Raw genomic sequence first — 3,366 nt, forward strand, 5'->3', positions numbered from 1 at the left:
GACTACTGGGTGACCCAGGTCCGCCAAGCCGTCCGGTACGCCGACGCCGTCACCACCCTGGAGTCCGAGGGCGTCACCACACTCCTGGAGATCGGCCCCGGTGGCGTCCTCGCCGCCCTCGCCGCCCAGGCCGTCCGCAACCCCGACGCCCTGACCGCCACCGTCGCCACCCGCGCGGGACGCCCCGAGCCGGAGACCCTGGTCGAGGCCCTCGGCACGCTGCACGCCCGAGGCGTGCCCGTCGACTGGGAGTCGTACTTCACCGGCTCCGGAGCGCGCCGGGTCCCGCTGCCCACCTACGCCTTCCAGCGCCGGCGGTACTGGCTCGACGAAGTCACCCCCGGCAGCCGTGACATGGACCCAGTCTCACGCGTCACGCCCGACATCCCGGAGGAGACGACACCCCGGGCGGTGCCCCTGGCCGAGCGGCTCGCGCCGCTGGGCGACGCACAGCGGGAGCAGTACCTCCTGACCCTCGTCACGGAACTGGTCGCGAAGGTGCTCAAGCACCCGGACACCTCGGCCGTCGTGCCCCACCGCCCCTTCCAGGAACTCGGCTTCGACTCCCTGACCGGCGTCGAACTGCGCAACCGGCTCGGTGCCGAGACCGGTCTGTCCCTGCCCGCCACCGTCGTCTTCGACCATCCGAACCCCGCCGCCCTCGCGGCCTACGTACAGGCACAGGCGGCAGCCGCCGCGCCCGGCACCGAGGCCGGATCGGTTCGCTCCGCGGTCGAGGAACTGGAACGCCTGGAGGCGTCCGTGGACGTCCTGGCGGCGAACGGCTCGCATCCCGGCAGCGACCGCGTCGCGCTGTCCGAGCGGCTGCGGACACTGGCCGACCGTCTCGCCGGACCGGCGTACACACCGCCGCCGACCGCCGCCGGCGCCGATGTCGCGGTCCTCGGGGACGCGTCCGCCGACGAGATCTTCGACTTCATCGACACCCAGCTCGGCCGGGCCGCGGACTGACGCCGCCCGCCGCCCCGCACCACCACCCTTCCGGTACCGAGGAGAGACTGATTCCGCATGTCCGCTGACATGTCCCGCGCGCAGGAGCAGGCCCAGACCAGGGAACAGAAGCTCGTCGACTACCTGAAGTGGGTCACCGCCGACCTGCAGAAGGCACGCGAGCGCATCGAGACGCTCGAGTCGGCCGCCACCGAACCGGTCGCCATCGTCGGCATGGCATGCCGCTTCCCGGGCGGCGTCACGTCACCGGACGACCTGTGGCGCCTGGCCGCCGAAGGCCGGGACGCCATCAGCCCGTTCCCCGCGGACCGCGGCTGGGACCTCGACGCGCTGTACAGCACGGACCGCGACGAGCCCGGCACGTCGTACACCCGCGAGGGCGGCTTCCTCGACGGCGCCGCCCTGTTCGACGCGGACTTCTTCGGCATCTCGCCCCGCGAGGCCCGCGCGATGGACCCCCAGCAGCGCGTCCTCCTGGAGACCGCGTGGGAGGCGTTCGAGGACGCCGGGATCGACCCCGCCACGCTGCGCGGCAGCCGTACCGCCGTGTTCGCCGGCGTGATCGAGCAGAGCTACCTCGGACTCGAAGGGCCCGCAGAACTCGAGGGCCACCTCATGACCGGCAAGCTCAGCAGCGTGGCCTCCGGCCGTATCTCCTACACTTTCGGTCTCGAAGGCCCGGCCGTCTCGATCGACACGGCGTGCTCGTCCTCGCTGGTCGCCCTGCACCTCGCGGTGGAGTCGGTCCGCCGCGGGGAGTCCACCCTCGCGCTCGCCGGAGGCGCGACGATCACCGCCACCCCCGGCGGATTCGTCGACTTCTCACGCCAGGGCGGACTCGCCCCCGACGGGCGGATCAAGTCGTTCGCGGCCGCCGCCGACGGCACCTCCTGGTCGGAGGGCGTCGGCCTGCTGGTCGTGGAGCGGCTGTCGGACGCGGTGCGCAACGGGCACCGGGTGCTGGCGGTGGTGCGGGGCAGTGCGGTGAACCAGGACGGTGCCTCGAACGGTCTGACGGCGCCGAACGGCCCGTCGCAGGAGCGTGTCATTCGTCAGGCCCTCGAGAACGCCCGTCTCACTCCGGCCGAGGTGGACGCGGTGGAGGCACACGGCACGGGCACCCGCCTCGGTGACCCGATCGAGGCGCAGGCCCTGCTGGCCACCTACGGCCGGGACCGGGACCGTCCCCTCTGGCTGGGCTCGTTGAAGTCCAACATCGGCCACACCGTCGCCGCGGCCGGTGTCGGCGGCGTCATCAAGATGGTGCAGGCGATGCGGCACGGCCTGCTGCCCAGGACCCTGCACGTCGACCGGCCCACACCCATGGTCGACTGGAACTCCGGCGCCGTCGAACTGCTCACCGAGGCCCGCGAGTGGACCCCTCGGGCAACTGCCCCGCGCCGCGCCGCCGTCTCGGCCTTCGGCGTGAGCGGCACCAACGCCCACGTCATCCTGGAGGAGGCCCCGGAAGCGGAGGACACCGCCCCGGACCAGCCGCGGACCCTTCCGGACCAGCCGCGGACCCTTCCGGACCAGCCGCGGACCCTTCCGGACCAGCCGCGCACGCTCCCGGCCGTCCCCTGGCTGCTCTCCGCACCGGACGAGGACGCCCTGCGCGCCCAGGCCCGACGGCTCCACGAACACGTCGCCGCCCACCCCGAGCAGTCCGCCACCGACCTCGCCTACTCCCTCGCCACCACACGCACCCTGCACGACCGCCGCGCTGTCCTGACCGGAACCGACCGCGACGACCTGTCCGACGCCCTCCGGCACCTCGCCGAGACCCCCACGAGCTCCGAGGCACCTGTCCGTCCCGGCGGACTGGCGGTGGTGTTCTCGGGTCAGGGTGCGCAACGGGCTGGGATGGGGCGGGAGTTGTATGTCTCGTTCCCGGTGTTCGCGGGGGCGTTGGATGAGGTGTGCGGGGTGTTGGATCCGTTGTTGGGTGGTTCGTTGAGGGAGGTGATGTTCGCGGTTGAGGGGTCGTTGTTGTCGCGGACGGGGTGGACGCAGCCGGCGTTGTTCGCGTTTGAGGTGGCGTTGTTCCGGTTGGTGGAGTCGTGGGGTGTGCGGCCTGGTTTTGTGGCGGGTCATTCGGTGGGGGAGTTGGTGGCTGCGCATGTGGCGGGGGTGATGGATCTGGGTGAGGCGGCTCGGTTGGTGGCGGCGCGTGCGGGGTTGATGCAGGCGTTGCCGGCGGGGGGTGTGATGGTCGCGGTGGAGGCTTCTGAGGGGGAGGTTCTGGCTGCGATCGGTGAGCGTGGTGGCGCGGTGGGTGTGGCGGCCGTGAACGGTCCGTCGGCGGTGGTGATCTCGGGCGCGGACGGTGCGGTGGAGGAGGTGTTGGCTGCTCTGCCGGGTCGGCGTATCCGTCGTCTTGAGGTGTCGCATGCG

1 protein-coding gene and 1 pseudogene are annotated in these 3,366 nt (G+C 72.3%); both read left to right on the forward strand.

Features of this window, described 5'->3' with window-relative positions; all coding sequences use genetic code 11:
• Positions 1-972, forward strand: a 972-nt coding sequence (locus IE153_RS41095; protein ID WP_229829446.1) for a phosphopantetheine-binding protein, incomplete at its 5' end; no start/stop codon positions are given.
• 93 nt (positions 973-1,065) lie between these two features.
• Positions 1,066-3,366 (forward strand): annotated as a pseudogene (locus IE153_RS41100) (type I polyketide synthase); the annotation flags it as partial.

It is taken from the genome of Streptomyces massasporeus, assembly GCF_014648995.1.
GTDB lineage: Bacteria > Actinomycetota > Actinomycetes > Streptomycetales > Streptomycetaceae > Streptomyces > Streptomyces massasporeus.